Origin of the sequence: Pseudomonas sp. SIMBA_068, assembly GCF_046534705.1 — a bacterium.
In the GTDB taxonomy this organism is placed as follows: domain Bacteria; phylum Pseudomonadota; class Gammaproteobacteria; order Pseudomonadales; family Pseudomonadaceae; genus Aquipseudomonas; species Aquipseudomonas putida.
Genome location: NZ_JAWRYI010000012.1, coordinates 22,200 through 46,042, shown reverse-complemented (window position 1 = coordinate 46,042; position 23,843 = coordinate 22,200). Strand labels below are relative to the sequence as shown.

Sequence of the window (23,843 nt, the reverse complement as noted above, 5' to 3'; positions counted from 1 at the left end):
CCGAGAGGTTGTGGAAGTCGTGCGCTCATGCCGGGGCATTCACCACGCAAGCAGCCCTCACCACGCTGTCGCTGCCGTAGAGGTGCATGTGCTCAAACGGGATGGCTGGTACATCAAGTTCTTTTTTATCGAACCAGACACCTGGTTCATAAGCGTTCACCAGTGAGTATCCAGATCATGAAGATTCTGTTCGAAGGGGATAGCGGAAAAGCACTGTGCGAGCAGTGCCAGGCAGTGGTGACCACTCGCTATGCCCGCCGGGATGTACCGTTCAGCGATGGCAAGGGTGTGGCCAGGGACATATTGGTGGGCGTGTGTACCCGTTGCGATGGCGTGGTCGCGCTTCCACCGCAATCCACACCAGCCATTCATGAGGCGCGCAAGCAGCAGCTCAAGTCTATCGAGGCGCGCTTGCCGGCCGTCTACGTGGACGTGCTGGATGCGGCCATGCATGCAGTCAGCAGCGACGCCGGGGCCAATTTACGCAAGTTGTTTCTGGCCCACTATGTTCAGAGGTTGGCGCAGGTTCAGCAGGGGGGGCGATTGCGGGCTGCGCACCTGGCGTTCATCCAGGCGCTGGATGAGCAGCGGAAGCAGCGCGGGCTTGCAAGGTCCAATGCAACCCGACGGTTGTCGATGAAGGTTAATCCGCACATGGCGGAGGACCTGCTTGCGCTGCAACAGCAAACAGAGATGAACCAGACTGAACTGCTGAAGGCAGTGATCGCCCTTATCCAGGCGGATGTGCTCGAAGAGCGGGACGAGGAAGTGATTGTGGCGCTGCAGCGGCTGGCGCGGTTGGCGGTATAGTCAGCACTGAACATTGTCGCTTGTGCGTGGGGCAACCACGCACAGGGCTCTTCGTTGGCCCGCCAGATTTTTTTTGCGCTCAGCTGCGTTTTATGGTGGCTGCGTACGGGTGGTCTTCGGACCAACCGGGCTTTCTAGTTGCCTCGGTCTTGCAGGCCCTTACGTAGCCGCCACCCAATCATCTGCAAGTGAGCAGGTGGCGATCTTGGTAGTGCAACTAGAGAGATTCGCCATGCTCAAAATTGTTCCCGATCCACCTTTCTCCGCTGACCCTTCGCACCACCTGGAAGACACCCTGATCCAGGCCACCGAATACGTCCTCTGCGCCTTGTCCGTAGGCCATCACGCCATCTCCACGCTGCCCAAGGCTCCCGCCACCGTCATGACCTTGGCAGTGATGCATGAAGTGGAGGCTGTGCGATCGTTGCTGGAGACGGCGATTGCGCAGGTGCAGTTCAAAGGCAAGCCGCAAATGCATACCTTGCATTGATGGGCTGAAATCAAGTTTTGCCAGCGGTGGATGGCACGGGCTGCGCCCGTGTTCGCGGGTGAACCCGCTCCCACAGGATAGTGGAGGGCAGTACCACTGGCTGGCATTTATCGGGGTAATGGACAACGAACCGGTGCTGGTCTGGGCCTCGCACTTCCTCTGCGACATGGCCAAAGCCTTGATGGATGACGCTCACATGGGCATGCGCAAGAACCGGTGAGCCAGCAACAAGCGGCGATGTTGCGCAGGCAACAGTGATCCGACAGCGTGTTTGACCACATGCAGTCAACATCGTCGACTAATTCCACTAACCCGTTGAAAGTAAAGCACTCCAGCCGTTGGCACGCTTGCTGCTCATGCCTCCTTGAACCCCAAGGATTCTCAAGGAGCTTCCCCATGAGCCACACCCCACTCAAGTTCGCCTACTGGGTCCCCAACGTCAGCGGTGGCCTGGTGGTCAGCACCATCGAGCAACGCACCAGCTGGGACATCGACTACAACCGCAAGCTTGCGCAAATCGCTGAAAAAGCCGGCTTCGACTACGCCCTGTCGCAAATCCGCTTCACCGCCGGCTATGGTGCCGACAACCAGCATGAGTCGGTCACCATCAGCCATGCGCTGCTGGCTGCCACGGAAAAGCTCAAGGTCATCGCCGCCATCCTGCCAGGGCCGTGGAACCCGGCGCTGGCGGCCAAGCAGTTGGCCAGCATCGACCAGTTCACCAATGGCCGCATCGCCATCAACGTGGTCTCGGGCTGGTTCAAGGGCGAGTTCCACGCCATTGGTGAGCCGTGGCTGGACCACGACGAACGCTATCGCCGTTCCGAGGAGTTCATCCGCGCGCTCAAGGGCATCTGGACGCAGGACAACTTCACCTTCAACGGCGACTTCTATCGCTTCCGTAACTACAACCTCAAACCCAAGCCGCTGCAGCAGCCGCACCCCGAGATCTTCCAGGGCGGCAGTTCGCGTGCGGCGCGGGACATGGCCGCGCGGGTGTCGGACTGGTACTTCACCAACGGCAACAGCGTGGAAGGGATCAAGGCCCAGGTCGATGACATCCGCGCCAAGGCCGCAGCCAACGGCCACTCGGTCAAGGTTGGGGTAAACGCCTTCATCATTGCCCGCGACACAGAGGAAGAGGCGCGGGCGGTGTTGCAGGAAATCATCGACAAGGCCAACCCCGAGGCGGTGCGGGCGTTCGGCCACGAGGTAAAGCATGCCGGGGCAGCCAGCCCGGAGGGCGAGGGCAACTGGGCCAAATCCAGCTTCGAGGACCTGGTGCAGTACAACGATGGCTTCAAGACCAACCTGATCGGCACGCCTGAGCAAATTGCCGAGCGCATCGTTGCGCTGAAGGCAGTCGGGGTGGACCTGATTCTGTCCGGCTTCCTGCATTTCCAGGAGGAAGTGGCGTACTTCGGCGAGCACGTATTACCGCTGGTGCGTGAGCTGGAAGCCGGGCGCAGCGTAGACAAGGCAGTGGCCTGAGGCCTGGAGGCAGGGTGGCTTGGCACCCTGCCAGTATTGTCGGATTGTCGTGCAGGGGTTAGGTTGCCGGGCTTACTTCAAGGAAGATAACCCCATGAAACGGACCTTACCGCTCCTGTTCGCCTGCGCGATGTTCCCCCTGCAAGCCTGGTCAGCGCTTGAAATCGGCCAGTTCACCCTCGGCATGCCCAAGCCCCAGGTGTTGGCCATCCTGCAGCAGCAGTTTGGCGAGGTTGAGCATTTCACGGGGTATCACTATCAGGTACCGACCGAGTTCTACAAGGGCGCCGGCCCGAAGGGGGACCTCAACCTGGGCGGCATTCCCATCTCGCAGGTGCAGGCGGCGTTCAACGAGGCAGACCAGCTGCGCCAGGTTGAGGTACGTTTGGACACCACCGATGAAGCGCGGGTGCAGCAACTGCTGCCAATGACCAGGGATGCGAAGCCTGTGCCGGATACCGGTGGCCGGCTGGAAGCGTTTTCCGCAGATGGCGAACTGGTTTACTGGGTGTCCAGGAACTGGGACAGGACGGTGGTGACCATTGCCGACAAGGCCAGTTCGGAAGACAACATCAAGGCGCGGGCCAAAAGCGACGAGAAGTTTGCCCAGTTGAACCGCAAGTTCGACAAGTTGATCGAGACGGCCAAGGCGGTGGAGGGCAAGGGCGCGCCTTGATCGATGGCGAGGACCGGGCGGTCTGTGAAGGTGAGTCGCGTTTGCTGGGTGCCGATGGCTGCGACCTGTGCAACTGTTACAAGGATGGCGGGCTGGCCACTGCCCTGAAACCTCGCCTACCGTGCAGGGGGCGTGCACTTGGCGTCGGTTTCAGGATGCGCCTGGTCGTTCGCACGCAACCCCCTGGCGCCACAAGTGCCATGCTTGCAGGATGCCTTCGGACCAGCGTGCGCAGATGCGCGGCCGTGGGCAAGGAGGCCGTCGGCGCCGCGCAACCGTGACGTGGCCGACGTGCCGCAGCAGAACACGCTGGATACCTGCCCTCACAATAATTCAGGCGGGGTCCGTGATGCCGAGGTCCGCTGTATGCCTGATGAACTGCTCCACCTGCCCGTGATCCAGCGCATTCTGGCTCGCGACAAGGACGCCCCTGGTGCCTTGTTGCCTATCCTGCATGCCATCCAGCACGACATCGGTTTCATCCCCGATGCTGCTGTACCCGAAATTGCCCATGCCCTGAACCTCAGCCTGGCTGAAGTGCGCGGGGTGATCAGCTTCTACCACGACTTTCGTACATCGCCACCGGCGCGCCACACCCTGCGCCTGTGCCGCGCCGAATCGTGCCAGAGCCGTGGCGCCGAGGCCCTGGCCGCGCAACTGCGCGATCAGCTGGCACTGGACGACCATGGCACCAGCGCCGACGGTGCCATCAGCCTGCGGCCGGTGTACTGCCTGGGTGCCTGCGCCTGCTCGCCGGCCCTGGAGCTGGACGGCCAGGTGCATGCGCGGCTTACCCCTGAGCGCCTGCGTGCATTGGTAAACGCTTGCCGGGAGGACGCAGCATGCTGAAGCTCTACATCCCGTGCGATTCGGTGGCCCGTGCCGTGGGGGCCGACCAGGTTGCCGATGCCTTGCAGCGCGAGGCCGAGCGCCGCCAGTTGCCGCTGGATATCCAGCGCACCAGCTCTCGCGGGCTGTACTGGCTGGAGCCGCTGATCGAGTGCGACAGTGCGCAAGGGCGCTTGGGCTTCGGCCCGGTTACCCCACAAGACGTGCCGGCATTGCTCGACGCCCTGGCCGGTGAGCCAGGTGGCCACTCGCTGGCGTTGGGGCTGGTCGAAGAAATCCCTTACCTGAAAACCCAGCAGCGGTTGCTGTTCGCCCGCGCCGGCATCTCCCGCCCGTTTTCGCTGGACGACTATCGCGCCCATGGTGGTTTCGCCGGCCTTGAAGCGGCCGTGGCCCTGAACGGTGCCGAAGTGGTCGCGGCCGTGCTCGACTCCGGCCTGCGTGGCCGTGGCGGTGCGGCGTTCCCGGCCGGCATCAAGTGGCGCACCGTGCGCGACGCCGGGGCTGGGCAGAAGTACGTGGTGTGCAACGCCGACGAGGGCGATTCCGGCACCTTCGCCGACCGTATGCTGATGGAAGGCGACCCCTTCCTGCTGATCGAGGGCATGATCATTGCCGGCCTCGCCGTGGGGGCCGACAAGGGCTACATCTATGTGCGCTCGGAATACCCGGATGCCATCCGCGTGCTCGACCAGGCCATCGCCATCGCCCGTGATGCCGGCTACCTCGGCACCGACGTAGCCGGCAGCGGCCAGGCGTTCGACCTTGAAGTGCGGGTGGGTGCCGGTGCTTACATCTGCGGCGAAGAAACTGCGCTGCTCGAATCCATCGAGGGCAAGCGTGGCATTGTCCGTGCCAAGCCGCCACTGCCCGCGCTACAAGGCCTGTTCGGGCTGCCCACACTGGTGCACAACGTGCTCACCCTGGCTTCAGTGCCCATCATTCTCGCCAAGGGGGCAGCGTTCTATCGCGATTTCGGCATGGGCCGCTCGCTGGGCACCATGCCGTTCCAGCTGGCCGGCAATATCCGCCAGGGCGGCCTGGTGGAGCGTGCGTTCGGCCTGACCCTGCGCGAGCTGGTGGAGGGCTACGGCGGCGGTACGGCCAGTGGCCGGCCGCTGAAGGCTGCGCAGGTCGGCGGCCCGCTCGGCGCCTGGGTACCCCCCAGCCACTTCGACACCCCGCTGGATTATGAAGCCTTCGCCGCCATGGGCGCGATGCTCGGCCACGGCGGTGTGGTGGTGGCCGACGACACCCTGAACATGGCCAGCATGGCGCGCTTCGCCCTGCAGTTCTGCGCCGAAGAATCCTGCGGCAAGTGCACCCCATGCCGCATCGGCTCCACCCGTGGCATGGAAGTGGTCGACCGGTTGATCGCCACGACTGATTTCACCGAGCGCCACGACCAGGCCCTGTTGCTGCGCGACTTGTGCGACACCATGCAGTACGGCTCGCTGTGCGCCATGGGCGGCATGACTGCCTACCCGGTGGCCAGCGCCCTCAAGTACTTCCCCGCCGATTTTGGGCTGACCACCACGGAGGCCGCGCAGTGATCAATTTCTTCGACCCCGCTTCTGATAAAAGCAGCGACCTCGGCACCCCGGCCCGTGACAGCGAAGTGCAGGTCAGCCTGAGCATCGATGGCCGCGCCATCAGCGTACCTGCCGGCACCTCGGTGATGCGCGCTGCGGCCATGCTCGGCACCAGCATCCCCAAACTGTGTGCCACCGACAGCCTCGAAGCCTTCGGCTCATGCCGCATGTGCATGGTGGAAATCGACGGCATGCGCGGTTACCCGGCATCCTGCACCACGCCGGTCAGCGAAGGCATGGTAGTGCGTACCGAAACGCCACGCCTGGCCGGCCTGCGCCGCAACGTGATGGAGTTGTACATTTCCGACCACCCGCTGGACTGTCTGACGTGCTCGGCCAACGGCAACTGCGAGCTGCAGACCGTGGCCGGCCAGGTGGGCCTGCGCGAGGTGCGCTACGGCTACGACGGCGCCAACCACCTGGCTGAGAAAAAGGACGTATCCAACCCGTATTTCGATTACGAGCCCAGCAAGTGCATCGTCTGCAGCCGCTGCGTGCGCGCCTGCGAAGACATCCAGGGCACCTTCGCCCTGACCATCACCGGCCGCGGTTTCGAGTCGCGGGTGGCGGCAGCGGGTGGCGATAACTTCCTCGCCTCCGAATGCGTGTCGTGCGGCGCCTGCGTCCAGGCCTGCCCAACCGCGACGCTGACGGAAAAGAGCCTGGTGCAGCTTGGTCAGCCTGAGCGTTCGGTGATTACCACCTGCGCCTACTGCGGCGTCGGTTGTTCGTTCCGCGCCGAAATGAAAGGCGACCAGCTGGTGCGCATGGTCCCGGACAAGAACGGTGGCGCCAACCACGGCCACGCCTGCGTCAAGGGCCGCTTTGCCTGGGGCTACGCCACCCACCCGGATCGCATCACCAAGCCGATGATCCGCAAGCGCCTGGAAGACCCGTGGCAGGAAGTGAGCTGGGACGAAGCGGTCACCTACGCTGCTAGCGAGTTCCGCCGCATCCAGCTCAAGTACGGGCGCGATTCCATCGGTGGCATTACCTCCAGCCGCTGCACCAACGAAGAAGCCTATCTGGTGCAAAAACTGGTGCGCACGGCGTTCGGCAACAACAACGTCGATACCTGCGCGCGGGTGTGCCACTCGCCCACCGGCTATGGTCTCAAGCAGACCCTGGGTGAGTCGGCCGGCACGCAAAGCTTCGATTCGGTGATGCAGGCAGACGTGGTGCTGGTGATTGGCGCCAACCCCACCGACGCTCACCCGGTGTTCGGCTCGCAGCTCAAGCGCCGCCTGCGCCAGGGTGCGCGGCTGATCGTGATCGACCCACGGCGCATCGACCTGGTCGACTCGCCGCACGCCCGCGCCGAGCTGCACCTGCAACTGCGCCCGGGCACCAACGTGGCCATGCTCAACGCCCTGGCCCACGTGATCGTCACCGAGGGCCTGCTGGCCCAGCGTTTCATCGATGCCCGCTGCGAAACCGAAGACTTTGCCCGCTGGCGCGACTTCGTCAGCCAGGCAGACAACGCCCCCGAGGTGCTGGGCCCGGTGTGTGGCGTGCCCGCCGAGCAGATCCGCGCCGCGGCGCGCCTGTATGCCACCGGTGGCAACGCGGCCATCTACTACGGGCTGGGCGTGACCGAGCACAGCCAGGGCAGCACTGCGGTGATGGGCATCGCCAACCTGGCCATGGCCACCGGCAATATCGGCCGTGAAGGGGTAGGGGTGAACCCGCTGCGTGGGCAGAATAACGTGCAGGGTTCGTGCGACATGGGCTCGTTCCCCCACGAGCTGCCCGGCTATCGGCATATTTCCAACGAGGGCGTGCGCGCCGAGTTCGAGCGCGCCTGGGGCGTGACCTTGCAGCCCGACCCGGGCCTGCGCATCCCCAACATGTTCGAGGCAGCGCTGGACGGCAGCTTCAAGGCCCTTTACTGCCAGGGCGAGGATATCGCCCAGAGCGACCCCAACACTCAGCACGTCACGGCGGCCTTGCACGCCATGGAATGTGTGGTGGTGCAGGACATCTTCCTCAACGAAACGGCCAAATTCGCCCATGTGTTCCTGCCGGGCTGCTCGTTCCTGGAAAAGGACGGCACCTTCACCAATGCCGAGCGGCGCATTTCGCGGGTGCGCAAGGTCATGGAACCGCTGGCCGGCAAGGCCGACTGGGAAGCGACCGTGGCCCTGGCCAACGCCTTGGGCTACCCGATGAACTACCGTCACCCGTCCGAGATCATGGACGAGATTGCCCGCCTGACGCCGACCTTCCGCCGCGTCAGCTACGCCGAAATCGACCGCCATGGCAGCCTGCAGTGGCCGTGCAACGACGCGGCGCCGGATGGCACGCCGACCATGCATATCGACCAGTTCGTGCGTGGCAAGGGCCGCTTCATGCTCACCGGCTATGTGCCCACCGACGAAAAGGTCAACAACCGTTACCCGTTGCTGCTCACCACCGGGCGCATCCTCAGCCAGTACAACGTCGGCGCCCAGACCCGGCGTACCGGCAACGTTGCCTGGCATGACGCCGACCGTCTGGAAATCCACCCGACCGACGCCGAAAGCCGCGGCATCCAGGACGGTGACTGGGTGGGCATCGGCAGCCGCGCGGGGCAGACCGTGCTGCGCGCCAAGGTCAGTGCGCGGGTAGCGCCGGGGGTGGTGTACACCACGTTCCACTTCCCCGAGTCGGGGGCCAACGTGATCACAACGGACAACTCCGACTGGGCCACCAACTGCCCCGAATACAAGGTGACGGCAGTGGAAGTGGTGAAAGTGTTCCAGCCATCGGAGTGGCAAAAGCGCTATCAGGACTTCAGTGACGAACAGCGGCGCTTGCTGAAGGAACGCCGTACAGCGGAGAAAGCCGAGGTGCGCCGATGAGCAGCGATAACCTGGTCAAGATGGCCAACCAGATTGCCCATTACTTCGACAGCGAGCCAAACCGGGCGCTGGCGGTGCAAGGGGTGCGCCAGCATTTGCAAAGCTTCTGGACGCCGGCCATGCGCCGGCAGCTGGCAGAATGGATCGAGGCCAATGCAGGAGAGGGGCTGGACCCGAAGGTGCTGGAGGCGATGCCGTAACGGGTCGGCGCGGTCCTACAGGGACCGCGCCAATTGTGGAAATTGCGTCAGCCGCGGGCTAGTTCGGCCTGGTGGGCGATGGCTTCTTCGCTCTTGAGCACCAGCACATCCCCCTCAAGCGCATCCAGTACCACCTCCGAAGTATTGCCAATCAACGCCCCGGAAATCCCCGTGCGGCACACCGTACCAATCACCGTCACCACCGCGTTCAGCAGTTTCTCGGTATGCGGAATCAGTACATCTGCCGGCCCTTCAGCCACATGCAGGCACTCCTCGCTGATGCCGTACTCTGCCTGGAACGCCTTGCACGCATCGCGGTAGCGCTGCTCGATGGTCTCGCTCAACTGGTACGTCGGGTCCGAGGCCGACAGCATTGGCGACGGGTGCGCGCTGATGACATGCAGTTCGCCCTTGGCCAGCCCGGCGATGGCGTAGCCATGGTCGATGATGCTCGCATGCAGGCGGCGGTGGTCGTCGTCCTGGTTGCCCACGTCTACCGCAGCCAGAATCTTGCCACCGGTCCACGGCCGTTCGCTCTTGACCATCAGCACGGCACACGGGCACTGGCGCAGCAGCTTCCAGTCACTGGGGGTGAGCAAGGCTTTTTTCAGCGGGTTGTCCGGGCGGTGTTCCTTGATCACCAGCTCGCAGCCCTCGGCCTGCTGCACATAGATGATGGTGTCGTGCAGGTTGTCGCGCCAGGCCTCCTCGTGGGTGACGTTGTCGTACCCGTCATCGTGCAACTGGCTACTCAGCAGGCTAAGCAGTGCAGTGTGGTCATGCTTTTTGTCACACATCAGCAGGTGCAGGCGTGCGCCAGTGACGCCGGCAATCAGCTTGGCCCGGGTCAGCGCCCGGCTGTGGGCGTGCTCGGGGTCGAGGACGACGAGGATGCTGCGGACGGCTTGCATGGGCGTTAGCTCCCTTCAAAGGTGGCGACCAATGCCTGACTATAGACGGCGCGCCCCCCGCTGGCGCTTGATGTACATCAACAAGCATAGTCACTGGCGCCGCCCGCCGCCGCCGGTATAATCGCCGGCCCTGCCTGTTCTGTGTGGTTGCATGCTTATGTCCCTGATCCCCGAAATCGATGCCTTTCTTGGCTGCCCGACGCCAGACGCCTGGATCGAAGCGGCGCTGGCCGACCAGGAAACCCTGCTGATCGACCACAAGAACTGCGAATTCAAGGCCGCGAGCACTGCCTTGAGCCTGATGGCCAAGTACAACACCCACCTCGACCTGATCAACATGATGTCGCGCCTTGCCCGCGAGGAGCTGGTGCACCACGAACAGGTGCTGCGCCTGATGAAGCGCCGTGGGGTGCCACTGCGGCCGGTGTCGGCGGGCCGCTATGCCTCGGGGCTGCGCCGCCTGGTGCGCGCCCACGAGCCGGTCAAGCTGGTGGACACGCTGGTGGTAGGGGCGTTCATCGAGGCACGCAGTTGCGAGCGCTTTGCTGCGCTGGTGCCGCACCTGGACGAAGAATTGGGCCGCTTCTACCACGGCCTGCTGAAAAGCGAAGCCCGCCATTACCAGGGCTACCTGAAACTGGCGCACAACTACGGTGATGAGGCGGACATCGCCCGCCGGATTGAACTGGTGCGCGCTGCAGAAATGGAGCTGATCCAGTCTCCGGACCAGGAACTGCGCTTCCACAGCGGTATCCCGCAAGCGCTGGCCGCCTGATTCGCACCAGGCGGCCCAGGCTTCAGTTGCGCCGCCCCAGCAGCAGGCCCACCACCAGCCCCAGGCCGGCGGAAATGGCGACGGTCTGCCAAGGGTGGCCGCCGATGTAGTCCTGGGTGGCGTGCACCACCGGTTGCGCTTTGTCGCGCATAGTGCCAGCGGCCTGGCGCGCCTGTTTCAGTTTCAGGCTGACCTGCGCTCGCAGGGTTTCTGCTTCTTCGCCGACCAGGGCGGCGCTGTCGTTCAGCAGCTTTTCCGATTCTTCGATCAGCGATTGCAGTTCGCTGAATACCTGGTCCTTGATCTGGTCGCTGTCCGCCAGTGTGGCGTTTTTACGGGCCATGAACTCGTCCTCGTTGATGGGGTGGTGTGAACAATGGATGCCGCTGCGTCGGGAAAGTTGCGGTGGCTTTCCGATGTTGGGTTGCCTGGGTGTAAGATAGCGGCCATTTTCAAACCTGCAGGTACCTTCATGAGTTTCAATCTGGCCAACATGAGCTTCGAGGAACGGGCGCAGATCGAGGCAGAGAAGGCGCGGCTGTTCGAGATGTGGCAGAGCAGCCTGGGCAAGGCCAAGGGCGATGCGGCCCGGCTGATCGCCGAAAAGCCCCGGCGCAAGGGTAAATGGGCCGAGTGGGTGCGCGCCGAACTGGAGGGCATGTCGCCGCCCGAATACGCCAGCATGGTGCGCAGCGAAGTCAACAAGCTGATGGCCGCCGCCAGCGCCAGCCGCTGAATACCCCTGGCGGGCGCTTACCAGGTCGCGCCTTTCGGCAGGTCCAGCTTGCCCTCGTCAGTAAAGCGCACGGTCCCCAGCAACCCGCCCGCCAGCTTGCCGCGCAGCTTGTAGGGCAAACCCTTCAGTGAGTCCACCGTGCCCAGCCCATAGGCCTGGCGCAGGAAGGAAAACGCCGTGATGCTCACCGGCACCACGATCACCGCTTCGTCATAGCGGCCAATATGCCCCTGCTGGTCGCTGACCCCGGCGGCCAGCGGCTGGCCGTTCACTTCCAGGTTCAGGGCAATGCCGTTGTAGTCGATCGGCGACTCGTTAGGGTTTTGCACGCGCATTTTCACCGCCATGCGCAGTTCCAGTTCTTGGCCGGGCAGCGGCTCGATGCCGATCACGCTGATGTTGACCGGGTCGCGTGGCTGGAACAGTGCGCAGGCACCCAGGCCATAGGCCATCAGCAGGACGAGAAGCAGGCGGCTACAGCGGTGCAGGCGGGCAGTCATTGCGGGCGACCTTGCAAGAGTGAGCGAACCGCCAGTGTGGCAAATGCGCGTCGGCGTTGAAAGTCTCCTTGCAGATGAAAGATACTGTTTCTCATTAACGCCCGATAACTCATCCTGCTGGCAGTGCCCAAACCCATGCTGACGTCACCCGTGTCGGGCCTGCTGGCGACTTTCCAGGAGCACTACGACGACCTGCTGCAGTTCCTGACGCGGCGCATGAGCGACCGCCAGCGCGCAGCCGACGTGGCGCAGGAAACCTATCTGAAGCTGGTGAAAGTCGATGAACAGGCGGTGCCGGTGCTGCACGCCCGTAGCTTCATCTTCCGCGTGGCCGGTAACCTGGCAATTGATGCCTTGCGCCGTGAGCAGCGCCTGGCTGCCAGCCATGACGACTGTGACGCAGCGGGTGAGCTGGCCTGCCCGGCGCCAGCGCCCGAGGCGATGTTGCTGGCCCGTGAGCGCCTGCAAATCCTTGACGATGCGCTGCTGAAACTGCCCGACAATGCCCGCCAGGCGTTGTTGCTGAACCGCGTCGAAGGCCTGACCCAGGCGCAGATTGCACAGCGGCTGGGGGTTTCCGAGAGCATGGTGGCCAAATATATCGGCCAGGCCCTGCGTCATTGTCGCGACTGGCTCAAGCAGGCCGGTGTGGCTGCCTCCGTGGTGTTGCTGGTTGCCGCTGTGGCGGGTTGGCAGCAGGCACCGGTGTTGTTGGCGGACTACCACACCGCTGTGGGTGAGCGGCAGGTGATTACCCTGGCGGACGGCACGCGGGTGACGCTGAACAGCGCCAGTGCGCTGAGTGTGGTGTTCAGTGAGCACGAACGCCGTGTGGTGCTGGCTGCCGGTGAGGCCTTGTTCGAGGCCACGGATGATCCGCGGCCGTTTGTGGTCGATACGGCAGGCGAGCGGGTGCAGGGTGGTGCCGCCACCTTCAGCGTGCGTCGCGATGGCCGCGTGGTGTTGGCACGCGGTGAAGCCAAGGTCGGCGAACATGAACTGGCGGTGGCGGCTGATGCCGGTGCGCAGATGGCCTGGCAGCGCGGCAAGCTGATCTTCAACGGCAAACCGCTGGGGCAGGTGTTGACGGAGCTTGAGCGTTACCGGCATGGGCGCATCGTGCTGTCTGATAGCAAGCTGGCGGCGATGGAGGTGAGCGGGGTGTTTGACCTTGACGAGCCTGAAGCACTGCTGCGCACGCTTGAGCAGCGGTATGGGCTGAAGGTTACCTACCTGCCGTGGTTGGCTGTGGTTCATTGATCAGCCTGTGCCGGCCTCTTCGCAGCACAAGGCTGCTCCTACAGGCATGTGCGGTTCCTGTAGGAGCAGCCTTGTGCTGCGAAGAGGCCGGCACAGAAATAAAAATATTTTCCATTTGGCACTGCAAGTTCCTGCAAGCCAGATCGTCGTAGTGGGACTGATCAGCAACCCATTCTCATTTACGACTTGTCAGGAAGCTCATTCGTGCCTCTGATGCTCAAGCCCTTGCACCGCAGTCGCGGTCCTCTTCACCATGCCCTGATGTCCTGCAGCGCCCTGGCCATGCTGGTCGGCCCGCTGCATGCGTCGGCCGCGACCACCGCCGAACAAACCCAGATGCAGGCTCGCCAGGTTCAGCTCGACCTGCCAGCGCAGCCGCTGGACCAGGCCCTGACCACCTTTGCCGACCAGGCCGGGCTGCACTTGCTGTACACCACGGGAGATGCAGCAGGCGTTGCCAGCCCGGCCATGCACGGCAGCTACAGCGTCGAGCAGGCCCTGCAGCAGTTGCTGGCCGGCAGCGGCATGAGCTGGCACTTCAGTGACGCGGGCACCGTGACCCTGCGCAAGGCCCAGGCAGCGCCACAGGCGGTCAACCTCAAGCCGATCGAAGTCAGCGTGGCCTCGCGCACCAGCACCGCAATCAGCGAAATCCCCGGCACTGTGTGGGTAGTCGACCAGCAGCAGCTGCGCGAGCAGATCGACAGCGGCGTCAGCCTGAAAGAAGCCATCGGCAAGCTGGTACCTGGCCTCGACCTGGCGCCGGAAGGGCGTACCAACTATGGCCAGAACATGCGCGGGCGCAACGTGCTGGTGATGATCGACGGGGTCAGCCAGAACAGCTCGCGCGGCCTGTCGCGTCAGTTCGACAGCATTTCGCCGTTCAACGTCGAGCGTGTCGAAGTGCTGTCTGGCGCCAGCGCCATCTACGGCGGTGGTGCCACTGGCGGCATCATCAACATCGTCACCAAGAAGGGCGAACCCGGCCCGGCGCGCTTCGAGACCCAGCTTGGCGCCAGCAGCGGGTTCAACAACAGCGATGACCTGGCCACCCGCTTCGCCCAGTCGATCAGTGGCGGCAACGAGCGGGTCAATGCCCGGCTGGGTATTTCCGGCGAGCAGAACGAAGCCTTCTACGACGGTGCCGGCGACCAGATCTTCATCGACAACACCCAGACCGACCTGCAATACAATCGCACCATCGACGTGCTCGGCACCCTGGGCTTGCAGTTGAACGACCAGCAGAGCCTCGACCTGCTGGCCCAGTACTACGACTCGGGCAACCACGGCAGCACGGGGATTTACTTTCCCAACCTCAACTACAACGCGCCATCCGACCTGGAAGACGCCGAGCTGCGCAGCGGCTATTCGTCCGACCTGGAGCCGCGTACCCGGCGTTTGTTGCTGAACGCTAATTACCACCACAGCGATGTGCTGGGCCAGGATTTCTACCTGCAGGCCTCGTACCGCAAGGAAGACGACAACTTCTACCCGTTCCCGTACTACAACCGCGCCACGCCCACCGGCTCGCGCGGGGTGTACTTTGCTGCCTCGCAGCAGAACTTCGAGGTCACCAGCCTCAAGGGCTTGTTCGCCAAACAGTGGGATACGTTGAAGCTGACCTATGGCCTCGACCTGGATCGCGAGCGCTTCAATGCCGAGCAGACCACCTTCAACGCCCTGACCTCGTCCGAATCGGGCGGCCTGGAGATGGAAAAGGACAGCAAGGCCGCGCGCTATCCCAGCTACCGGGTCGATGGTGTGTCGGTGTACGCCCAGCTGGACTGGCATGCCACCGACAACCTGACGCTCTCCGGCGGTGCCCGTCGCCAGCAGATGGACGTCGACGTCAGCGACTTCAAGGGCGTGCCGGGCGGCAGCAACGATTACCAGGTCAACCTGTTCAACATAGGCGCCATCTACGACTTCAAGAACGGCCACCAGGTATGGAGCAACTATGGCGAAGGTTTCGACCTGCCAGACCCTGCCAAGTATTACGGCAAGCCGGGCCTGAGCGTGGCCGACAACCCGCTGGCCGGCATCAAGAGCCGCCAGGTGGAACTGGGCTGGCGCTATGCCGACCTGGACTGGGATGCCCAGGCGGCGCTGTACTACATCTGGTCGGACAAGATCATCAACGTCGATTCGCAAACGCTGACGATCAACGTGGAAGAGCAGAAGAGCCGCGACTTCGGCTTTGAAGGTGCGCTAACCCGGCACTTCCAGACGGGCTGGGAAGCGGGCGGTACCCTGCACCTGACCCGCTCCGAGGAAGAGGCTGTCGACGGCGGGTGGAACAAGCGTGATGCCCGCTATGCATCCTTGTCCAAGGCCACTGCGTTTGTTGGCTGGAAGGGCGATGGCCGCAGTGCGCGGCTGCAAGCCAACCATGCGTTCAGCCTGAAGGACGATGCCGACCACGAGATCGACGGTTACACCACCTTCGATTTGCTGGGCAGCCAGGACACCGGCTTCGGCACCTTCAGTGCCGGCATCCAGAACCTGCTGGACAAGCAGTACAGCACGGTCTGGGGCCAACGCGCGACGCTGTTCTATTCGCCGACCTACGGCCCGGCGTACCTGTATGACTACCAAGGGCGCGGGCGCACCTACACCCTGACCTGGAGCATGGCTTACTAACCCTTCTCCAAGGCGTGCCCGGCCCTTGTAGGAGCGCATCAGGCAAACGCCGCGAGTAAATCCTCGGCAATCGCCTGCTGCGCTTCACCCGTCACCTGTGCCCGATGCCTGGCCAGGGTAAACGGCACCACAAAATCCAGCCCTGGGTTTAACGCCCACAACAACCCCTCCGCCTCCCAGGCGTGCGCGCAGTGGCAGGGCAGGTAACCAATATGCCGCCCCGACAGAATGAACGTCAGCACGCTCTCGATCTGCTCCGCCACAGCCATGCTGTGCCGGCTCTGGAACGGCTCACCGCCTTTGAGAAACCGGTATGGATGGCGCACCTGGTCCATCTCCAGCAACCGCTCAAGCTCAACACCCGATTCGCCGAACAGCACATGCCCCTTGCCGCAATACAGCCGTTGCGGTTCCTCGAACAATGGCTGGTAATCAAAGGCCGCCTGGTTGCCGGAGAAGTAGCTGATGGCGTAATCCAGCCGCTGCTCCAGCAACAACCGCTCCAGCTCCGCCGGTGGTGCACTGATCAGCTCCAGCTGCACTGATTCCTCTCGTGTGCGGAACGCGGCAATGGCCGCCGCCAGTTTCAGGCTCACTGCCTTGTCCTGGTTTTCCGCCATGCCGATGCGCACGGTCCCTAGCAACCGCCCGGCAACGCCGGTGGCCTGCTGGCGAAACTGCTCGATGTTCAGCAGCAGCCCGCGCGCTGCATCCAACAGCAACGCGCCTTTCTCCGTCAGGTGAAAGTCACCTTTGCCTCGGCTGCACAGGCGGTAGCCAAGGCGTGTTTCCAGCTGCGCCATGCGCTGGCTGATGGTGGGCTGGCTCAGGCCCAGCACGCCTTGCGCGGCGCTGAAGCCCCCGGCCTCGACTACAGTGACGAACAGCCGCAGCAGGTGCAGGTCGGGATCGTGCACTTGTCCGAGCATTACATTGCTCCTGATGAATGTCAGCTTTGCAAACTTGCCATTTCTGCAATGTAACCCGGCTGGCATGCTCGCGGCATCCACCCATTTGCCGAGGTGTCCGTCATGCGTCGATCGTTGTGCCTGTTGTCCCTGGTTCTGGCCCTGCCGCTGCAGGCCGAAGAAAAGGTCGTCAACCTCTACAGCTGGGCCGACTACGTCGCCCCGCAAACCCTTCAGCGTTTCGAACAGGAAACCGGCTACAAGGTGCGGTATGACACCTTCGACACCACCGAAGTGCTGGAGACCAAGTTACTCACCGGTGGCAGTGGTTACGATGTGGTGGTGCCATCGTCGACCGTGCTGGCCCGGGCGCTGAAGGCCAATGCCCTGCAAGCGCTCGACCCCCAGGCCATGCCCGGCTACAGCAACCTCGACAAGGACCTGCTGGCCAAGCTCGCCGAGGCCGACCCCGGCAACCGCCATGCCGTGCCGTACACCTGGGGTACGCTGGGCCTTGGGGTGAATGTGGAGGCGGTGCGCCAGCGCCTGGGCGACGTGCCGCTGGACAGCCTCGACCTGCTGTTCAAGCCCGAATACGCCAGCCGGTTGAAGGACTGTGGCATCGCCATGCCCGATTCGCCGCAGGAAGTGATTGGCGTGGCCCTGAACTACCTCGGCAAGGACCCTTACAGCCAGGACAAGGATGACCTGGCCGCCGCGCAGCAGCTGCTGAGCCAGCTGCAACCCTCGATCAGCTACGTCGCCAATGGCCGGCAGATCAGCGACCTGGCCAACGGTAGCGTGTGCCTGGCGCTGACCTACAATGGCGATGCCGCGATGGCGGCCGACCAGGCCCGCCGCGCCGGCAAGCCGTTCGAGCTGATCTACCGCATCCCGCGTGAAGGCACGCTGGTGTGGCAGGACAACCTGGTCATCCCCAAGGACGCGCCGCACCCCGAGGCCGCGCGGGCGTTCATCGCATTCATGCTCAAGCCCGAGTCGGTGGCTGCGCTGACCAACACACTGTTCTTTGCCAACGCCAACCAGGCTGCCACGCCGTTGGTGGACGAGGCGGTGCGCAATGACCCGGACATCTACCCGCCTGCCGAAGTGCGCCAGCGCCTGTTCGCCGACCGCAGCATGGCCCTGGCCGACCTGCGCCAGCGCAACCGCCTATGGACGGCCTTTCGCAGCCGCCAGTGACTGATAACAACCAAGGAGCCCGACCGTGGAGCAAGCCGCAAGCAACGACCAGGCGATGACTCGCGACAGCCTGTATGGCACTGCCGCTGAAAGTACCTACGCCGGCATTACCAGTTTCTCCCGCCGCCGCTACAGCCGCGATTTGCGTGGTGTGGATGTGGTGGTCAGCGGAGTGCCGTTCGACACTGCCACCAGCAACCGCCCAGGTGCGCGTTTCGGCCCGCGGGCGATCCGCGCCGCCTCGGTGCAGCAGGCCTGGGCCCGGCACTGGCCGTGGGCGTTCGACCCGTTCGACCACTTGGCAGTGATCGACTATGGCGACTGCGCCTTCGACAGTGGCACACCGCAGTCGGTGCCGGACAGCATCGAGGCCCATGCCACCCATATTCTGGAAGCGGGCTGCGCCATGCTTACCCTCGGTGGCGACCACTTCATCAGCTACCCGCTGCTCAAGGCCCACGCCCGCCGCCATGGCCCGCTGGCGCTGATCCACTTCGATGCCCACAGCGACACCTGGCCGGACGAGGAGGGCAAGCGTATCGACCATGGCACCATGTTCTGGCATGCCGCCCGTGAGGGCCTGGTTGATCCTGCCTGTTCGGTGCAGATCGGCCTGCGCACCACCAATGACGACAGCCAGGGCTTTGCCATCCTCGACGCCCGCCAGGTGCACCGTCAGGGCACCGAGGCGGTGATTGCGGCAATTCGCCAGCGTGTAGGTGAGCGGCCGGTGTACCTGACCTTCGACATCGACTGCCTCGACCCGGCCTATGCGCCTGGCACAGGTACGCCGGTGTGTGGTGGGTTGAGCACGGTGCAGGCGCTGGAGATTCTGGGCGGGCTGCGGGGGATTAACCTGGTGGGCATGGACCTGGTGGAGGTGGCGCCGGCTTATGACCATGCTGATATCACTGCGCTGGCGGGGGCGACCCTGGCGATGGAAATGCTGTGCCTGTATGCGGCGCGGCACAGGGTAGACAAGAGCCAGTGATCCGGGGCCGCTTTGCGGCCCATTCGCAGCACAAGGCTGCTCCTGCAGGGCCTTGCGTCGCAATGGTCTGCAAAGCAGCCCCACGAGCACATACTGAAACATCAGGAATCATCTCCGCCCAAATTCACACTTTTGTCTCGAACCCCTCGCGCCTTAGGCTATCAAACCCACCAGGCGCGGCATTTTCGTACAGGAGTTGAAGCATGAACCCGACATTGCCCATCCTGGCCCTGGGCCTGGCCTTGTGCCTGCCTGCGCACGCTGCCCCGCAACAGCCTTTGCAGCTTGCCGCTGGCAACAACAACCCCTACAACAGCCCGATCCAGCGCGCCAACCCCAACAGCCGCCAGGGCAGTATGCCGGCCACGCCCCCAGTGCGCGGCCCGTCCACCGACCCGTACCAGCGCACGCCCAGCCTGGACAACCGCGGCATCGGCAACGGCGACAACCTGCGTCGGCAGCAACAAACCCCAAACCTGGAACCGAGCCGGCCGCCCCGCGACAGCACGCGGGCGCCGTGAGCCCATACGGAAGGAATCCTGCATGCCCAGAGCAACCTGGCTAGCTACCCTGACTGCCGCCGCACTCATGCCCCTGCTGGCACAGGCGGCGGCAGAGCAACAGTTTCGCAGCGAAGAAGGCACGTTGACCGTCAGCACCCTGGCCGACGGCCTGCGCAATCCTTGGGCGCTGGCATTTCTGCCGGGCGGCAAGGACATGTTGGTAACCGAGCGCGCCGGCAACCTGCGGGTGGTCAACGCTGAAGGCAAAGTCGGCCCGCCGATCAGCGGCGTGCCCAAGGTCTGGGGCGAGGGCCAGGGTGGCTTGCTGGACGTGGTGCTGTCACCGCAGTTCGACAAGGACCGTACCGTGTACCTGTCCTACGCCGAGGAGGGCAGTGACGGCAAGGCCGGTACCGCCGTCGGTCGTGGCCAGCTGTCCGAAGACCGCGCGCGGCTGGATAACTTCAGCGTGATCTTCCGCCAGCAGCCCAAGCTGTCGGTGGGCAACCACTTCGGCTCGCGCCTGGTGTTCGACCGCGACGGCTATCTGTTCATCGCGTTGGGCGAGAACAACCAGCGCCCCACTGCCCAGGACCTGGACAAGCTGCAAGGCAAGATCGTGCGCATCTTGCCGGATGGCGAAGTGCCCAAGGACAACCCCTTCGTCGGCAAGGACAACGTGCGGCCGGAGATCTGGTCGTTCGGCCACCGCAACCAGCAGGGCGCCGCGCTCAACCCCTGGACCGGCAAGCTGTGGACCCACGAGCACGGCCCGCGCGGTGGCGACGAAATCAACATCCCCGAGCCCGGCAAGAACTATGGCTGGCCGATTGCGACCCATGGCATCAACTACTCGCTGCTGCCGATTCCCGAGGCCAAGGGCAAGCATGTGGACGGCATGGTCGACCCACACCATGTGTGGGAGAAGTCACCGGGTATCAGCGGCATGGCGTTCTACGACAGCCCGACATTCAAGGCTTGGGACCACAACCTGTTCATTGGTGCACTGGCGACACAGGAGCTGATCCGTTTGCAGTTGAAGGGCGACAAGGTGGTGCATGAGGAGCGTTTGCTCGGTGACTTGAAGGCGCGTATCCGCGATGTGCGGGTTGGGCCGGATGGCTACATCTATGTGCTGACCGATGACAAGGACGGCGCATTGCTGAAGGTAGGCCTGGCCGACTGACGCGGTCCCTGTAGGAGCGGCCTTGTGCCGCGATGGGCCGCAGAGCGGCCCCAACAATCTATGCTGCAATGCCGAAGTCCTGGGGCCGCTGCGCGGCCCATCGCGGCACAAGGCCGCTCCTACAGGGACCTGTGTAGAATGCGGCCATGGCCATCACTCCCCAATCCCTTTACCAGCAAGCCCTGAGCACTCAGGGCTACGCTGACGACCCTGCCCAGGCCCGCGCCGTCAATGCCTTGCAGGCCTGCTTCCTGGCTGTCGAGCAGGGCCGCCCCACCCAGGGCATCTACCTCTGGGGCCCGGTCGGCCGGGGCAAGACTTGGCTGATGGACCAGTTCCACCGCTGCTTGTGCGTATCCAGCCGGCGCCAGCACTTTCATCACTTCATGGCCTGGGTCCACCAGCGCCTGTTCCAGCTCAATGGCACCGCCGACCCGCTGCTGGCGTTGGCCCGGGAGCTGGCCGGGCAGATCCGCGTGTTGTGCTTCGACGAACTGTTCGTCAACGACATTGGCGACGCGATCATCCTCGGCCGCTTGTTCCAGGTACTGTTCGACCAGGGCGTGGTGATCGTCGCCACCTCCAACCAGCCACCCGACCATCTCTACCGCGACGGTTTCAACCGCGAGCGGTTCCTGCCGGCCATCGCCGCCATTGAGCGGCACATGCAGGTACTGCCGGTGACGGGCGAGCAGGACCACCGCCTGCACCCCGGTGCAGAACGGCAGCGCTACTGGGTTGCAGCGACAGGGCAGGCCAGCCCGCTGGGCGAGGTGTTCTGCCAGCTCAGCCCGGATCACACGGGTACTGATCAGCCCTTGGTTATCGGCTCCAGGCAGGTACAGGTCGTGCGGCGCAGCGAGCAGGCTATCTGGTGCCGCTTCACCGACCTGTGCGAACAACCGCTGGCGGCCATGGAATTCATGGCACTTTGCGACCGTTTTCCGGCCATCCTGGTGTCGGGTATTCCGGCGCTGGGCGGTAAGCAGCAGGCCGGTCGCATTGCGCGTGGCACTGAAGATGGTGCGGCGCGGGTGGTGGCAGGCGACCGTGAGCTGCCGGCGCTGTCGCCCAAGGACGATGCGGTACGCCGCTTCATCGCCCTGGTCGATGAGTGCTACGACCGCCGTGTGGCACTGTACCTCGAGGCCGAGGTGCGGCTGGAAGAGCTGTATACGCAGGGGTATCTGGCATTCCCGTACCAGCGGACCTTGAGCCGGTTGCGGGAGATGCAACTGCAACGGTTTGGCTGAACGGTGCAGGGGGCCGCTGTGCGGCCCATCGCGACGCAAGGCCGCTCCCACAGATACCGTGCTGGTCTCGAGCCGCCGTTTTACTTGGCCAGCCACTCGACCAGCGTGCGGTTGAACCGCACGGGTTCTTCGATCTGCGGCGCATGCCCCATGCCTTCGAAGGTGATCAGTTCACCTTTGGGGATCAGCTTGGCCACCTGCGGGCCAAGCACTTCATACTTGCCCAGCTTCGCCTTTACCTCCGGCGGTGCGATATCGCTGCCAATGGCCGTGGTGTCCTTGTCGCCGATCAGCAGCAAGGTCGGCATTTGCAGGTCCTTGAACTCGTGGTACACCGGTTGGGTGAAAATCATGTCGTAGATCAGCGCCGAGTTCCACGCCACCGCTTCATGCCCCGGCCCCTTGTTCAGGCCCGCCAGCATCTGTACCCAGCGCTCGTACTCCGGCTTCCAGCGCCCGGCGTAGTAGGTCTTGCGCTCATACTCGCGCACGCCCTCGGCATCCAGCTTGAGCTCGCGCGCATACCACTGGTCCACCGTACGGTAGGGCACGCCCAGCGCTTTCCAGTCCTCCAGGCCAATCGGGTTGACCATGGCCAGGCGTTCCACCTGCTGCGGGTACATCAGCGCATAGCGGGTGGCGAGCATGCCGCCCGTGGAATGCCCGAGCACGATGGTTTGCCTGATACCCAGCTGTTCGAGCAAGGCATGGGTGTTGTCGGCCAACTGCTGGAAGCTGTACTGGTAATGCGCGGGCTTGCTGGAAGTGCAGAAGCCGACCTGGTCGGGGGCGATGACCCGGTAACCGGCCTTGCTCAGGGCGTCGATGGTGGTTTCCCAGGTGGCGGCGCAGAAGTTCTTGCCGTGCATCAGCACCACGCTGTGGCCGTTGGCTTGGCCTTGTGCGGGGACGTCCATGTAGCCCATCTGCAGGGACTGGCCCTGGGACTTGAAGTCAAAGTGCTTGAGCGGGTGGGGATAGCTGAAGCCTTCGAGCTGGGGGCCGTAGGTAGGCGTTTCGGCGGCGATGGCCGGGCTGCCGGCAAGGCAGGCCAGGGCCAGGGCGGTTGCGCGCAGCATGGGGGCACTCCGTGTAGGGCCATATAGGAGAAGGCGACTTTAGCAGCCAGGCGCGCGCCGGGAACGTGAAAGGTGTTACCAGGCGTGAAACCAGCCCAGGGTAATCATCGCCAGCACCGCATAACGGCCAGCCTTGGCCAGGGTCACCAGCAGCAGGAAGCGCCAGAACGGCTCCCGCATGATCCCGGCGATCAATGTCAGCGGGTCGCCGATCACCGGCATCCAGCTGAGCAGCAACGACCATTGCCCCCAGCGCTGGTAACGCTGCTGCGCGCGCTGCAGTTGGGCAGCGGTGAACGGGAACCAGCGTTTGTCGCGCAGGTGCTCGACGGCGCGGCCCAGCAGCCAATTGACGACCGAACCCAGCACATTGCCCAGAGTGGCCACCAGCAGCAGGGTTGCCCAGGCCTCGGGCTGGCGCAGCAACAGGCCGACCAGCACGGCCTCCGATTGCAGCGGCAGCAGGGTGGCGGCGCCGAAGGCGCTGAGAAACAGCGCCCACAAGCTGAGCATCAGTAGTCGGCTACAACGGTGTCCTGGCCATCCAGGGTGACGCCGATGACCTGGTAGGCATCCTTGTGGTCACCCATTTCCATGCCGGGCGAGCCCATGGGCATGCCCGGTACGGCCAGGCCCTTGAGGTCGCTACGCTTTGCCAGCAGGCGCACCTGCTCGGCCGGCACATGGCCTTCGACGAACTTGCCGTCGATCACCCCGGTGTGGCACGACGCCAGGCGCGGCGCCACGCCCAGGCGCTGCTTGACCGCGCTCATGTTCGGCTCGACGTGGTCGTTGACGGTGAAACCATTGTCACGCAGGTGGCTGATCCAGGCCTTGCAGCAGCCGCAGTTGGGGTCGCGGTAGACGTCGATGGTCTCGGCGGCCTGGGCCAGGCCGGTGATGGCCAGCAGGCCCAGGGCCAGCAGGTGTTTGCGCAGCATGGTGAGGCA

At 64.0% G+C, this 23,843-nt stretch carries 25 protein-coding genes and 1 pseudogene; 18 read left to right on the top strand and 8 right to left on the bottom strand.

The genetic code is table 11. The features are described from left to right. Positions 1-25: 25 nt before the first annotated feature. Positions 26-160, bottom strand: a complete 135-nt coding sequence (locus SB756_RS23825) for a hypothetical protein (protein WP_341798078.1) — start codon at positions 158-160, stop codon at positions 26-28. Positions 161-177: 17 nt separating this feature from the next. Between SB756_RS23825 and SB756_RS23820 the strand changes: the two genes are divergently transcribed. From SB756_RS23820 to SB756_RS23780, 9 genes and pseudogenes are all read left to right on the top strand, one after another. Further along, complete coding sequence (locus SB756_RS23820; RefSeq protein ID WP_410912109.1) at positions 178-810, top strand: hypothetical protein; 633 nt, start codon at positions 178-180, stop codon at positions 808-810. Between the two features lie 232 nt (positions 811-1,042). After that, positions 1,043-1,300, top strand: a complete 258-nt coding sequence (locus tag SB756_RS23815; protein ID WP_410912107.1) for a hypothetical protein — start codon at positions 1,043-1,045, stop codon at positions 1,298-1,300. Between the two features lie 103 nt (positions 1,301-1,403). Continuing rightward, positions 1,404-1,520, top strand: a pseudogene (locus SB756_RS23810) (DUF3077 domain-containing protein); the annotation flags it as partial. Positions 1,521-1,696: 176 nt separating this feature from the next. Then, on the top strand, positions 1,697-2,791 hold the full coding sequence (gene sfnG / locus SB756_RS23805; RefSeq protein WP_341798081.1) for a dimethylsulfone monooxygenase SfnG: 1,095 nt from the start codon (positions 1,697-1,699) through the stop codon (positions 2,789-2,791). A gap of 94 nt (positions 2,792-2,885) precedes the next feature. After that, the gene (locus SB756_RS23800; RefSeq protein ID WP_341798082.1) at positions 2,886-3,467 is read left to right on the top strand and encodes a hypothetical protein; all 582 of its coding nucleotides are present in this window, start codon (positions 2,886-2,888) and stop codon (positions 3,465-3,467) included. A gap of 366 nt (positions 3,468-3,833) precedes the next feature. Beyond that, positions 3,834-4,316, top strand: a complete 483-nt coding sequence (locus SB756_RS23795) for a formate dehydrogenase subunit gamma (RefSeq protein WP_016500667.1) — start codon at positions 3,834-3,836, stop codon at positions 4,314-4,316. After that, positions 4,310-5,869 carry a formate dehydrogenase beta subunit gene (locus SB756_RS23790; protein WP_410912104.1) on the top strand — a complete coding sequence of 520 codons (1,560 nt, stop codon included), beginning with the start codon at positions 4,310-4,312 and terminating at the stop codon, positions 5,867-5,869. The genes SB756_RS23795 and SB756_RS23790 overlap by 7 nt, the downstream gene beginning before the upstream one ends. Then, complete coding sequence (fdhF, locus tag SB756_RS23785) at positions 5,866-8,748, top strand: formate dehydrogenase subunit alpha (RefSeq protein ID WP_410912102.1); 2,883 nt, start codon at positions 5,866-5,868, stop codon at positions 8,746-8,748. The genes SB756_RS23790 and fdhF overlap by 4 nt, the downstream gene beginning before the upstream one ends. Further along, positions 8,745-8,948, top strand: coding sequence for a formate dehydrogenase subunit delta (locus SB756_RS23780; RefSeq protein WP_174369982.1), 204 nt, complete (start codon positions 8,745-8,747; stop codon positions 8,946-8,948). The genes fdhF and SB756_RS23780 overlap by 4 nt, the downstream gene beginning before the upstream one ends. A 47-nt stretch (positions 8,949-8,995) precedes the next feature. On the opposite strand, the gene SB756_RS23775 is transcribed toward SB756_RS23780, so the two are convergent. Further along, positions 8,996-9,859, bottom strand: coding sequence for a universal stress protein (locus SB756_RS23775; protein WP_341798085.1), 864 nt, complete (start codon positions 9,857-9,859; stop codon positions 8,996-8,998). Between the two features lie 157 nt (positions 9,860-10,016). Between SB756_RS23775 and SB756_RS23770 the strand changes: the two genes are divergently transcribed. Continuing rightward, the gene (locus SB756_RS23770) at positions 10,017-10,634 is read left to right on the top strand and encodes a tRNA-(ms[2]io[6]A)-hydroxylase (RefSeq protein WP_016500662.1); all 618 of its coding nucleotides are present in this window, start codon (positions 10,017-10,019) and stop codon (positions 10,632-10,634) included. A 22-nt stretch (positions 10,635-10,656) separates the two neighbouring features. Here SB756_RS23770 and SB756_RS23765 read toward each other — a convergent pair whose 3' ends face one another. Further along, positions 10,657-10,977, bottom strand: coding sequence for a YqjD family protein (locus tag SB756_RS23765; RefSeq protein ID WP_341798086.1), 321 nt, complete (start codon positions 10,975-10,977; stop codon positions 10,657-10,659). Between the two features lie 129 nt (positions 10,978-11,106). On the opposite strand from SB756_RS23765, the gene SB756_RS23760 reads away from it, so the two are divergent. Continuing rightward, a complete protein-coding gene (locus tag SB756_RS23760; protein ID WP_049273556.1) occupies positions 11,107-11,370 on the top strand; it encodes a hypothetical protein in 264 nt (87 codons plus the stop codon). Between the two features lie 17 nt (positions 11,371-11,387). Here SB756_RS23760 and SB756_RS23755 read toward each other — a convergent pair whose 3' ends face one another. Next, positions 11,388-11,870, bottom strand: coding sequence for an LEA type 2 family protein (locus SB756_RS23755; protein WP_341798087.1), 483 nt, complete (start codon positions 11,868-11,870; stop codon positions 11,388-11,390). Positions 11,871-12,005: 135 nt separating this feature from the next. On the opposite strand from SB756_RS23755, the gene SB756_RS23750 reads away from it, so the two are divergent. Both SB756_RS23750 and SB756_RS23745 read left to right on the top strand, forming a co-directional pair. Beyond that, a complete protein-coding gene (locus tag SB756_RS23750; protein ID WP_341798088.1) occupies positions 12,006-13,130 on the top strand; it encodes a sigma-70 family RNA polymerase sigma factor in 1,125 nt (374 codons plus the stop codon). Positions 13,131-13,343: 213 nt separating this feature from the next. Beyond that, complete coding sequence (locus SB756_RS23745) at positions 13,344-15,770, top strand: TonB-dependent receptor (RefSeq protein ID WP_410912259.1); 2,427 nt, start codon at positions 13,344-13,346, stop codon at positions 15,768-15,770. A gap of 38 nt (positions 15,771-15,808) precedes the next feature. Here the strand turns inward: SB756_RS23745 and SB756_RS23740 are convergent, their stop codons facing one another. Continuing rightward, on the bottom strand, positions 15,809-16,699 hold the full coding sequence (locus SB756_RS23740; protein ID WP_410912098.1) for a LysR family transcriptional regulator: 891 nt from the start codon (positions 16,697-16,699) through the stop codon (positions 15,809-15,811). A 102-nt stretch (positions 16,700-16,801) separates the two neighbouring features. Here SB756_RS23740 and SB756_RS23735 point away from each other — a divergent pair, with 102 nt between their 5' ends. The 5 genes from SB756_RS23735 to zapE all read left to right on the top strand — a co-directional run bounded on the left by SB756_RS23735 (position 16,802) and on the right by zapE (position 21,814). Beyond that, positions 16,802-17,881, top strand: a complete 1,080-nt coding sequence (locus SB756_RS23735) for a polyamine ABC transporter substrate-binding protein (protein WP_016500655.1) — start codon at positions 16,802-16,804, stop codon at positions 17,879-17,881. A gap of 25 nt (positions 17,882-17,906) precedes the next feature. After that, positions 17,907-18,872, top strand: a complete 966-nt coding sequence (speB, locus tag SB756_RS23730; protein WP_341798091.1) for an agmatinase — start codon at positions 17,907-17,909, stop codon at positions 18,870-18,872. A 203-nt stretch (positions 18,873-19,075) separates the two neighbouring features. After that, positions 19,076-19,393, top strand: a complete 318-nt coding sequence (locus SB756_RS23725) for a hypothetical protein (protein ID WP_063425292.1) — start codon at positions 19,076-19,078, stop codon at positions 19,391-19,393. A 22-nt stretch (positions 19,394-19,415) separates the two neighbouring features. After that, on the top strand, positions 19,416-20,561 hold the full coding sequence (locus SB756_RS23720; RefSeq protein WP_410912095.1) for a PQQ-dependent sugar dehydrogenase: 1,146 nt from the start codon (positions 19,416-19,418) through the stop codon (positions 20,559-20,561). A gap of 146 nt (positions 20,562-20,707) precedes the next feature. After that, positions 20,708-21,814, top strand: coding sequence for a cell division protein ZapE (gene zapE / locus SB756_RS23715; RefSeq protein ID WP_341798093.1), 1,107 nt, complete (start codon positions 20,708-20,710; stop codon positions 21,812-21,814). 80 nt (positions 21,815-21,894) lie between these two features. Here zapE and SB756_RS23710 read toward each other — a convergent pair whose 3' ends face one another. The 3 genes from SB756_RS23710 to SB756_RS23700 all read right to left on the bottom strand — a co-directional run bounded on the left by SB756_RS23710 (position 21,895) and on the right by SB756_RS23700 (position 23,834). Beyond that, entirely contained in the window at positions 21,895-22,893 is a 999-nt protein-coding gene (locus SB756_RS23710; RefSeq protein ID WP_341798094.1) for an alpha/beta fold hydrolase, read from the bottom strand. A gap of 75 nt (positions 22,894-22,968) precedes the next feature. Next, positions 22,969-23,406, bottom strand: coding sequence for a YqaA family protein (locus tag SB756_RS23705; protein ID WP_410912093.1), 438 nt, complete (start codon positions 23,404-23,406; stop codon positions 22,969-22,971). Beyond that, positions 23,406-23,834 (bottom strand): DUF411 domain-containing protein, encoded by a 429-nt coding sequence (locus SB756_RS23700; protein WP_410912091.1) that lies wholly within the window; start codon positions 23,832-23,834, stop codon positions 23,406-23,408. The genes SB756_RS23705 and SB756_RS23700 overlap by 1 nt, the downstream gene beginning before the upstream one ends. Positions 23,835-23,843: the final 9 nt, after the last annotated feature.

What these genes read in the sequence shown, in the direction of transcription:
- SB756_RS23820 (WP_410912109.1), top strand. Translation starts at nt 178, where the DNA reads ATGAAGATTCTGTTCGAAGGGGATAGCGGAAAAGCACTGTGCGAGCAG.
- SB756_RS23815 (WP_410912107.1), top strand. Translation starts at nt 1,043, where the DNA reads ATGCTCAAAATTGTTCCCGATCCACCTTTCTCCGCTGACCCTTCGCAC.
- sfnG (WP_341798081.1), top strand. Translation starts at nt 1,697, where the DNA reads ATGAGCCACACCCCACTCAAGTTCGCCTACTGGGTCCCCAACGTCAGC.
- SB756_RS23800 (WP_341798082.1), top strand. Translation starts at nt 2,886, where the DNA reads ATGAAACGGACCTTACCGCTCCTGTTCGCCTGCGCGATGTTCCCCCTG.
- SB756_RS23795 (WP_016500667.1), top strand. Translation starts at nt 3,834, where the DNA reads ATGCCTGATGAACTGCTCCACCTGCCCGTGATCCAGCGCATTCTGGCT.
- SB756_RS23790 (WP_410912104.1), top strand. Translation starts at nt 4,310, where the DNA reads ATGCTGAAGCTCTACATCCCGTGCGATTCGGTGGCCCGTGCCGTGGGG.
- SB756_RS23780 (WP_174369982.1), top strand. Translation starts at nt 8,745, where the DNA reads ATGAGCAGCGATAACCTGGTCAAGATGGCCAACCAGATTGCCCATTAC.
- SB756_RS23775 (WP_341798085.1), bottom strand. Translation starts at nt 9,859, where the DNA reads ATGCAAGCCGTCCGCAGCATCCTCGTCGTCCTCGACCCCGAGCACGCC.
- SB756_RS23770 (WP_016500662.1), top strand. Translation starts at nt 10,017, where the DNA reads ATGTCCCTGATCCCCGAAATCGATGCCTTTCTTGGCTGCCCGACGCCA.
- SB756_RS23765 (WP_341798086.1), bottom strand. Translation starts at nt 10,977, where the DNA reads ATGGCCCGTAAAAACGCCACACTGGCGGACAGCGACCAGATCAAGGAC.
- SB756_RS23760 (WP_049273556.1), top strand. Translation starts at nt 11,107, where the DNA reads ATGAGTTTCAATCTGGCCAACATGAGCTTCGAGGAACGGGCGCAGATC.
- SB756_RS23755 (WP_341798087.1), bottom strand. Translation starts at nt 11,870, where the DNA reads ATGACTGCCCGCCTGCACCGCTGTAGCCGCCTGCTTCTCGTCCTGCTG.
- SB756_RS23750 (WP_341798088.1), top strand. Translation starts at nt 12,006, where the DNA reads ATGCTGACGTCACCCGTGTCGGGCCTGCTGGCGACTTTCCAGGAGCAC.
- SB756_RS23745 (WP_410912259.1), top strand. Translation starts at nt 13,344, where the DNA reads ATGCTCAAGCCCTTGCACCGCAGTCGCGGTCCTCTTCACCATGCCCTG.
- SB756_RS23740 (WP_410912098.1), bottom strand. Translation starts at nt 16,699, where the DNA reads ATGCTCGGACAAGTGCACGATCCCGACCTGCACCTGCTGCGGCTGTTC.
- SB756_RS23735 (WP_016500655.1), top strand. Translation starts at nt 16,802, where the DNA reads ATGCGTCGATCGTTGTGCCTGTTGTCCCTGGTTCTGGCCCTGCCGCTG.
- SB756_RS23725 (WP_063425292.1), top strand. Translation starts at nt 19,076, where the DNA reads ATGAACCCGACATTGCCCATCCTGGCCCTGGGCCTGGCCTTGTGCCTG.
- SB756_RS23720 (WP_410912095.1), top strand. Translation starts at nt 19,416, where the DNA reads ATGCCCAGAGCAACCTGGCTAGCTACCCTGACTGCCGCCGCACTCATG.
- zapE (WP_341798093.1), top strand. Translation starts at nt 20,708, where the DNA reads ATGGCCATCACTCCCCAATCCCTTTACCAGCAAGCCCTGAGCACTCAG.
- SB756_RS23710 (WP_341798094.1), bottom strand. Translation starts at nt 22,893, where the DNA reads ATGCTGCGCGCAACCGCCCTGGCCCTGGCCTGCCTTGCCGGCAGCCCG.
- SB756_RS23705 (WP_410912093.1), bottom strand. Translation starts at nt 23,406, where the DNA reads ATGCTCAGCTTGTGGGCGCTGTTTCTCAGCGCCTTCGGCGCCGCCACC.
- SB756_RS23700 (WP_410912091.1), bottom strand. Translation starts at nt 23,834, where the DNA reads ATGCTGCGCAAACACCTGCTGGCCCTGGGCCTGCTGGCCATCACCGGC.